The organism is Amycolatopsis antarctica (assembly GCF_002262875.1).
GTDB classification, from domain to species: Bacteria; Actinomycetota; Actinomycetes; order Mycobacteriales; family Pseudonocardiaceae; genus Amycolatopsis; species Amycolatopsis antarctica.
In genome coordinates this window covers 24,366-32,003 of sequence record NZ_NKYE01000027.1, presented here as the reverse complement: position 1 = coordinate 32,003, position 7,638 = coordinate 24,366, and the positions used below count along the sequence as shown (strand labels likewise).

Here is a 7,638-nt window from a genome sequence, read left to right as displayed (position 1 = left end):
CCCGGCGCACCAAACCCTTCAACTCGGTGAACTCAGGACCCATCCGCGCACGCGTCTTGATCCACGACGGCTTCTTCTCAATCGGCGTCTCACTGTTACGCACCTCGAGCCGCAACAACTTCCGCCCATCCGGTGAGGCATTCACGACGTCCAGCGTACGCCCCGGGTGCGGGCGTTTCGATCAGCTCGGATCGGGGGTGACGCCGGTCATCTCCGCGGTGACGTCCCAGAGGTTCGCGCCGATCCGCGCGTCCCGTGCCGGCGGGAGCGGAGCGGTCACATCGGGGTGGCCGCGGACGCCGCCAGGGCCACGAGGGCCGATGTAGTCGCCGCCGGAGACGCCGGGTTCGGTGGCGGCGTAGAGCTGCGGCAGGGTGCCCATCCGGGCGTCCTGGGCGATCACCCGGTCCGCCACGGCCGCGCCGATCCCGACGAGGCCGCGGACCAGTGTGTTGCCGTGCGACTTCGCCATCGCCGAGGCGAGGCCGGTGTGCGAGTAGCCGGGGTGGGCGGCGACGCTGATGACCTCCTCGTCCGCGGCACGCAGCCTGCGGTCGAGTTCGAGCGCGAACACCTGGTTGGCCAGTTTCGACTGGCCGTAGGCGGTCATCGGGTTGTAGCGGCGGTGCTCGAAGTTGGGGTCGCCGAAGACGATCGACGATCCCCGGGCGGCGATGCTGGACAGCGTGACCACCCGCGCGCCCGCCGCCCCGCGCAGCGCGGGCAGCAGCAGCCAGGTGAGTGCGGCGTGCCCGAGATGGTTGACGCCGAACTGGGTCTCGAACCCGTCGGCGGTCCGGCCGCGCGGAGGGGCCATCAGACCCGCGTTGTTGATCAGCAGGTCCAGCGTGTCCCCGGTCCTCTCCCGCACGACCGCCGCGGCCGCCCGGACGGAAGCGAGGTCGCCGAGGTCGAGGGTGACCAGTTCGGCGTCACCGGAGACCTGGCGCAACGCCGCCTCGGCGCGCTCCTTCGACCGGCAGGCCATCAGCACCCTGGCGCCCTTGCCCGCCAGTACCTGTGCGGTGCGCAGGCCTAGCCCGGAGTTGGCGCCGGTGATCAGCGCCACCCGCCCGGTCTGGTCGCCGATGTCGTCCTCGGTCCACTGTCCTGTCGCCATGTGTACAACCCTTACACGCTGGGTGTGAGCCTGCGCAGCAACTGCCCGACGGGGTTGCGCCGCGGCGCGGGCCCGGCGCGCAGCAGAGCGACGAAGGCACCGCCGATCCGTGCCGTCTCGGCGGCGGGTTCCCCTGGCTCGGCCAGGCCCGCGGCCAGCGCGAGCATCCGGTGCTCGGCTTCGTGCACGGGCAGGAGTTCGGCGGGGTACCGGCCGACCCCGGCGTCCAGCACGGCGCGCAGGGTGGAATGCTGCTCCGCTGTGGCGCGCCACGCCCTGCTCACCTCGTCCACGTGCGTCCCGTCCCCGCCGACGTCGGCCGCGTCGCCGATCGCGGCGCGCAGCCTGCCCGCGAGGAGCAGGCTCCAGCGGTGGTGCAGGGCGAGCAGGAGGTCGGTCTCGGTGCCGAACATTCCGGTGGCGCCGGGTACCTCGGCGAAGGGCAGCGGGCCTGCCGGATCGCGGCGGGCCCGGCGCAGTACGGCGTCCATCACGTCACGCCTGCGGTAGAAGTCGTCCCAGCTCATGTCCATGATCCCCTTCCGTGACCCGGAGATACCACGGGTTTGCGGCATACCCTCGGTACGGACCTGACGAACGTGAACATACCACGAGTATGTCGCCGCGTTCCGCCGTTTTCCGTGGCGTACGGTGTGAGGGTGGTGACAATGAAGTCCAGGCGTCTCGACTACTCGGAATCGACCCGTTCCGCTCTCGTCGACAGTGCGACGCACCTGTTCACGAAGCGTGGCTATTCCAGTACCTCGCTGGACGAGGTCGCCAAACGCGCACGGGTGACGAAAGGCGCGCTGTACCACCACTTCAGCGGAAAGCAGGCGTTGTTCGAAGCCGTTTTCGACGCGGTGGAGGGTCAGGTTCTCGACCGGCTCCGGTCCATCATGGACGGTCCGGAGCCGCCATGGGAACGGGCCCTGAGCGGACTCCGCGCGTTCATCAAAGCCTGCCAGGAACCGTCGTATCAGCGAATAGCGATTCACGAGGCGCCGGTGGTGATGGGCTGGGAACGCTGGCGTGAGGCCGAGGACCAGTTCAGTTTCGGTCTGATCCGCTCCACCCTGGAACAGCTCGTCGAGGCAGGTGAGGTCGACGAGGTCCCGCTGGAGGTCACCGCCCGGCTGCTGTTCGGCGCCCTGTCCGCAGCCGCCACCGTCATCGCGGGCTCCGCCGACCCGAAGAAGGAGGGCGCGCAGGTGGAGCTGGTCATCGTCGAGCTGCTCAATCGCATTCGCCGCGCGCCCGGTACGCCTGCCTGACACCGGGCACGTACCCGCCCGCGCGACTAGGCTCCGTTTTCGTGGACTTGAGGATTTTCACCGAACCCCAGCAGGGTGCCGGCTACGACGATCTGCTCCGTGTCGCCAAGGCGGCGGAGGATCTGGGCTACGGCGCCTTCTTCCGATCCGACCACTTCCTGAAGATGGGCTCGGGCTCCGGCCTGCCAGGGCCCACGGACGCCTGGGTCACCCTCGCCGGACTGGCCAGGGAGACCAGCACCATCCGGCTGGGCACGCTCGTCAGCTCGGCGACCTTCCGGCACCCGTCCGTGCTCGCCATCTCCGTCGCGCAGGTGGACCAGATGTCCGGCGGGCGGGTCGACTTCGGCCTCGGCTCCGGCTGGTTCGACGCCGAGCACGAGGCGTACGGCATCCCGCTCCAGCCACTGCGCGAGCGGTTCGACCGCTACGCCGAGCAGCTCGAGATCATCACCGGGCTATGGGACACCCCGGAGGGCGAGACCTACTCGTTCGCGGGGGAGCACTACACGCTCACCGACTCGCCCGGCCTGCCGAAGCCCGCCCAGCGTCCGCACCCGCCGATCGTGATCGGCGGCAGCGGCAAGAAGCGCACCCCGGCGCTGGCCGCGCGGTACGCGAACGAGTTCAACATCCCGGCCGCCAACCTGGACACCGCGGCCGAGCAGTTCGAGCGTGTCGCGGCGGCCTGCCGGGAGATCGGCCGCGACCCGGCCGAGCTCACCCGCTCGGTCTGGCTGACCGTGTGCGCGGGCCGCGACGACGCGGAGATCGGGCGACGGGCCGAGGCGATGGGCCGGGACGCGCGGCAGCTCAGGGACGGAGCGCTGGGCGGGACTCCGGCGCAGATCGTCGACACGATCGGCACCTGGGCCGAACGTACCGGCATCACCCGGATCTACCTGCAGGTGCTCGATCTGAGCGACATCGACCACCTGGAACTCATCGCGTCCGAGGTCGCGCCGCAACTGCGCTGACGCCGCCATCGCCGGTACGGGTCCGCCGAGGACCCGTACCGGTGCCGCTCAGCCGCGCAGGGCGAAGGTGACGCCGGGAGCCTCCGGCTGCGGGCGGGGCAGCCAGCGGTCGTCCCGCACCGGGAGTTCGCCCTCGATCGCCGCCAGCACCGCGTCCCGGGCCGGCGGCAGCGCCTCGGCCACGGTGACCGTCCTGCCGAGTTCGAACGACAGCGAGGTCACCCCGGCGTCCCGGATACCGCAGGGAACGATCTTGTCGAAGGCGGAGAGGTCGGCGTCGCAGTTCAGCTCGAAACCGTGCATCGTCACGCCGCGCTGCACCCGGATGCCGATCGCCGCGATCTTGCGTTCCGGGCCCCGCTCATCCGCCGGAACCCACACCCCGCTGCGGCCCTCCACCCGGCCGGTGTGCACGCCGAACCGCTCGCACACGGCGATCAACGCCTCCTCCAGCCGCCGTACGTAGTGCACGACGTCGATCGGGTCGGCGAGTTTCACCAGCGGATAGCCGACGAGCTGACCGGGGCCGTGCCAGGTGATCTTCCCGCCGCGGTCCACGTCGATCACCGGCGTCCCGTCGGCGGGCCGGTCGGCCGCCTCGGTGCGCTTGCCCGCCGTGTACACCGAGGGGTGCTCCAGCAGCAGCATCGTGTCCGGGTGCGTGTTCTCGGCCCGGCCGGTGGCCAGTTCTCGCTGCAGCTCCCAGGCCTGGAGGTAGTCGATCGTGCCGACAGGGCGGACGTCGACGGGGGTGGTCGCGGCACGGCAGGAGGCGGCGGAGTCACTCACGCCTCGAGGTTACGCCGCCGTGCGTTCGGTGACCGCCCGGTCCCTGTCCACGGGCAGCAGCCGCAGGGCCGCGCCGGTGACGAGCGCGACCCCGGCCACGCCCAGCACCGCGCCCACCGTGTCGGTCAGCCAGTGCACGCCCAGGATCAGCCTGCACAGCGCGGCCAGCACGGTCGCCAGTACGGCGGCCATCGCGACCCGGCGCAGCAGGCGGGGCGCCAGCCACGCCGTCAGCAGCAACACGCCGGCGGCGAAGCTGGCCACCGACACCACGTGACCGCTGGGGAAGCTCTCGTCCGGGTACACCCTCGGCCGGTCCCGGCCGAACAGCGGCTTCGCGAGGAAGCTCGTCAGCCGGCACAGCGCCAGCACGACGATGACGCGCAGCAGCACCGAGGCCCGCGTCCGGTCGCCCGCCCGCCGGGCCCGCAACGCCGCGACGAGCAGCACGAGGCCCAGCCCCACCGGCAGCGCCGGGCCGAGCAGCACGTCGCTGATCACGTCGGTGACCGTGCCCGCTGTGCCCCGGAAGTCACCGAGGAACGTGTCCCGCACGTCGAAGTCCCATGGCAGCGGACGTTCACCGACGAGGAGGCCGAGTACGGCGAACGCGGCGAGCAGCAGCACGCCGAGCGCCGCTGCCCGCGTCCTGCCGTGGATCACAGAGCCGCTGCCAGCGCGTCGTCGAGCGTGTCGTGGATGAAGGTGAAGCCGGTGGACTCCAGCACTCTGGGCACGGCGCGCTGGCTGACCAGTGCCATCTCGTCGGCGGCCTCGCCCAGTGCCAACCGCAGCGCCGGGGCGGGTACCCACCACGGTGCGGGCCTGTGCAGGGCGCGCCCCATCGCCTTGGTGAACTCCGCGTTCGTGGCCGGGTCCGGCCCGCAGACGTTCATCGGGCCGGTCACCGCGTCGTGCTCCAGCGCGTGCACGATCGCGGAGACCTCGTCGGTCAGGCTGATCCACGGCATGAACTGCCTGCCGTTGCCCAGTTTTCCGCCCAGTGCCAACCAGAACAGCGGCTTGAGTGGTCCGAGGAGGCCGCCCCTGCCGGAGAGCACCAGCCCGGTGCGCAGGTTGACCACTCGGGCCCCGGCCCGGTTCGCCGGCTCCGTCGCTCGTTCCCAGTCGACGCAGAGGCCGGCCAGGAAACCGCCCCCGGCCGGCCGGGACTCGTCGACCGGGGTGCTGCCGGTGTCGCCGTAGAAGCCGACACCGGAGGCGTTCACGAACACGCCGACGCCGTGCTCGGCGACCGCCTCGGCGAGCACGTCGGTCGGCTCCAGCCTGCTGTCGGCGATCGTCTGCTTGCGGGCCGCGCTCCAGCGGCCGGACAGCATCGGGGACCCGCACAGGTTCACCACCGCGTCCACGCTCTCGATGGCTCCGGCGTCGAGGGTGCCCGCGGGCGGATCCCAGGTGAACTCGCCGGGTGCGCCGGGCTGCCTGCGGACCAGCGTCCGGACGTCGTGGCCCGATTCCCGTAGCCGGGTGCCGAGCGCGGTGCCGATCAGGCCACTGGCGCCCGCGATGAGAACTCGCATGCCTCGATCGTGGCGTAGTCCGGGGGTGTGCGCACGGTCAGCCCGCGCACACGTGACGGCGCCCTCCCCGGAAGAACCGGGGAGGGCGCCGTCAGGTCGTGCGGGGTCAGACACCGAGTTCGTCGGCGAAGTTCCCCTCTTCGAGCCGCTGCTTGATCGTGGTGACGAAACGGCCCGCGTCGGCGCCGTCGATCAGGCGGTGGTCGTAGGTCAGCGGCAGGTACGCCATCGAGCGCACGGCGATGGTGTCGTTGCCGTCGGCGTCGGCGATCACCACGGGACGCTTCACGACCGCTCCGGTGCCGAGCATGCCGGACTGCGGCTGCACGATGATCGGGGTGTCGAAGAGCGCACCGTTGCTGCCGATGTTGGTCACCGTGAAGGTGCCGCCGCTGAGCTCGTCCGGCTTGATCTTGTTGCTGCGCGCCCGGGCCGCGAGGTCCGCGATCCGCTGCGCCAGCCCGGACAGGCTCAGTTCGCCCGCGTCGTGAATGACGACGGAGAGCAGGCCCTTCTCGGTGTCCACGGCGATGCCCAGGTTGATCGCACCGTGGTAGGTGATCTCCTTGGACTCCTCGTTGTACGAGGCGTTGACGTTCGGGTGCTGCTTGAGCGCCTCCACCGTGGCCTTCGCGAAGAACGGCAGGAACGTCAGCTTGACGCCCTCTCGCTCCAGGAAACCGGCCTTGGCCTTCTGCCGCAGCCGCGCGATCTTGGTGACGTCCACCTCGTGCACCTGGGTGAGCTGCGCGGACTCCTGCAGCGACTCCCGGGTCTTGATGGCCGTGATCTGCCGGATCCGGTTGGCCTTCTGCACGGTGCCGCGCAGTGCCGCCTTGTCCGGCGACGGACCGGCCGGGGCGGACGGAGCGGAGGGCCGGGACGCGGCGGGAGCGCTCTCCTGCGCGGCCGGTGCCGCCGCGGGTGCCTGTTGCTGCTTGGCCTCCACGGCCGCGAGCACGTCCTGCTTGCGGATCCGGCCACCGACGCCGCTGCCGGTGAGGGCGGTGAGGTCGATGTCGTTCTCCGAGGCGAGCTTGCGCACCAGCGGGGTCACGTACGGTGTGCCACCGCCGTTGCCCTCGGCGGAGGGCGCCTTGGCCGCCGGAGCGGCTTCCCGCTTCGGCTCGGGGGCGGGTGCCTGCTCCTGCTTGGGCGCGGGCTCCGGCTCCGGTGCGGGTTCCGGCTCGGGCTCGGGTTCCGGCTGCTGCTCCTGTTTCGGCGCGGACGCCTGCTCGGTCTGCGCCGGCGCGGCCGAACCGTCGCCGATCACCGCGAGCGTGCCGCCGACCTCGACGGTCTCGTCCTCGTTGGCGCTGATCTCCAGCAGGGTGCCGGACACCGGGGACGGCACCTCGGTGTCCACCTTGTCGGTGGAGATCTCCAGCAGCGGCTCGTCCACCTCGACGCTGTCGCCGACCTGCTTGAGCCAGCGGGTGACGGTGCCCTCGGTGACGCTCTCGCCGAGCTCCGGCAGGGTGACCGGGGTGCCGGAAGCCGAACCGCCACCGGAGGACTGCGCCTGCGGAGCGGACTCCTCGGCGGCCGGCTGCTGCTCCTGCGCGGGCTCGGGTGCGGACTCCTGCGCCGGTTCCTCGGCGGGAGCCTGCGCCTCCTCGGCCGAGTCGTCCGAACCGGATTCCTGGGCCGGGGCCGCCTCGCCGCCGCCGGAGCCGTCGTCGATGACGGCGAGCTCGCCGCCGACCTCGACGGTGTCGTCCTCCTTGGCGGTGATCTTCTGCACGGTTCCCGCGACGGGGGAGGGCACCTCGGTGTCCACCTTGTCGGTGGAGATCTCCAGAAGGGGCTCGTCGACCTCGACGCGGTCACCCTCCTGCTTCAGCCACCGGGTGACGGTGCCCTCGGTGACGCTCTCCCCGAGCTCCGGCAATGTGACGGAGTAGGCCATCGTTCGCTGACTCCCTTAGCTGTGG

8 protein-coding genes and 1 pseudogene are annotated in these 7,638 nt (G+C 71.4%); 2 read left to right on the top strand and 7 right to left on the bottom strand.

The window, feature by feature from the left end:
* The 3 genes and pseudogenes from CFN78_RS27625 to CFN78_RS27615 all read right to left on the bottom strand — a co-directional run.
* Nucleotides 1-145 (bottom strand): annotated as a pseudogene (locus CFN78_RS27625) (lipoyl synthase); the annotation flags it as partial.
* A 36-nt stretch (nt 146-181) separates the two neighbouring features.
* Nucleotides 182-1,120 (bottom strand): oxidoreductase, encoded by a 939-nt coding sequence (locus CFN78_RS27620; RefSeq protein WP_094866178.1) that lies wholly within the window; start codon nt 1,118-1,120, stop codon nt 182-184.
* Nucleotides 1,121-1,131: 11 nt separating this feature from the next.
* A complete protein-coding gene (locus CFN78_RS27615; RefSeq protein WP_094866186.1) occupies nt 1,132-1,647 on the bottom strand; it encodes a hypothetical protein in 516 nt (171 codons plus the stop codon).
* Between the two features lie 141 nt (nt 1,648-1,788).
* On the opposite strand from CFN78_RS27615, the gene CFN78_RS27610 reads away from it, so the two are divergent.
* Both CFN78_RS27610 and CFN78_RS27605 read left to right on the top strand, forming a co-directional pair.
* Nucleotides 1,789-2,394: a TetR/AcrR family transcriptional regulator gene (locus CFN78_RS27610; protein WP_094866176.1), complete on the top strand. Its 606-nt coding sequence runs from the start codon at nt 1,789-1,791 to the stop codon at nt 2,392-2,394.
* Nucleotides 2,395-2,435: 41 nt separating this feature from the next.
* Nucleotides 2,436-3,371, top strand: a complete 936-nt coding sequence (locus CFN78_RS27605) for an LLM class F420-dependent oxidoreductase (RefSeq protein WP_094866174.1) — start codon at nt 2,436-2,438, stop codon at nt 3,369-3,371.
* Between the two features lie 48 nt (nt 3,372-3,419).
* On the opposite strand, the gene lipB is transcribed toward CFN78_RS27605, so the two are convergent.
* From lipB to sucB, 4 genes are all read right to left on the bottom strand, one after another.
* Nucleotides 3,420-4,160: a lipoyl(octanoyl) transferase LipB gene (gene lipB, locus CFN78_RS27600; RefSeq protein WP_094866172.1), complete on the bottom strand. Its 741-nt coding sequence runs from the start codon at nt 4,158-4,160 to the stop codon at nt 3,420-3,422.
* A gap of 9 nt (nt 4,161-4,169) precedes the next feature.
* The gene (locus tag CFN78_RS27595) at nt 4,170-4,823 is read right to left on the bottom strand and encodes a phosphatase PAP2 family protein (RefSeq protein WP_094866170.1); all 654 of its coding nucleotides are present in this window, start codon (nt 4,821-4,823) and stop codon (nt 4,170-4,172) included.
* A complete protein-coding gene (locus CFN78_RS27590) occupies nt 4,820-5,704 on the bottom strand; it encodes a TIGR01777 family oxidoreductase (protein WP_094866168.1) in 885 nt (294 codons plus the stop codon). The genes CFN78_RS27595 and CFN78_RS27590 overlap by 4 nt, the downstream gene beginning before the upstream one ends.
* 106 nt (nt 5,705-5,810) lie before the next feature.
* On the bottom strand, nt 5,811-7,613 hold the full coding sequence (gene sucB, locus CFN78_RS27585; RefSeq protein ID WP_094866165.1) for a 2-oxoglutarate dehydrogenase, E2 component, dihydrolipoamide succinyltransferase: 1,803 nt from the start codon (nt 7,611-7,613) through the stop codon (nt 5,811-5,813).
* Nucleotides 7,614-7,638 lie beyond the last annotated feature (25 nt).